This is a genomic window from Vogesella mureinivorans (assembly GCF_007644035.1).
In the GTDB taxonomy this organism is placed as follows: domain Bacteria; phylum Pseudomonadota; class Gammaproteobacteria; order Burkholderiales; family Chromobacteriaceae; genus Vogesella; species Vogesella mureinivorans.
The window spans coordinates 1-286 of record NZ_VMTV02000115.1; the positions used below are offsets into that span (position 1 = coordinate 1).

Annotated in this window: 1 pseudogene; it reads right to left on the minus strand. The window is 66.1% G+C overall.

Annotated features, from left to right (window positions below):
• Window positions 1-286: pseudogene (locus FLQ44_RS02885) on the minus strand (DNA topoisomerase IV subunit B); the annotation flags it as partial.

Consider the following 286-nt stretch of genomic DNA (forward strand, 5'->3'; position numbering starts at 1 on the left):
GGCGGAGTCGCCCTCGACCAGGAACAGCTCGGTGCGCGAGAGGTCCTGACTGGAACAGTCGGCCAGCTTGCCGGGCAGGGCAGGGCCCTGGGTGATCTTCTTGCGGACGATCTGCTTCTCGGTCTTGAGTCGCGCAGACGCGCGCTCGATCGCCAGCTGGGCGATGCGCTCGCCCATCTCGACGTGCTGGTTCAGGAACAGCGAAAAGGCATCGTGGACGGCGTTCTCGACAAAGGCTGCAGCCTGGCGCGAGGACAGGCGCTCCTTGGTCTGGCCCGAGAACTGC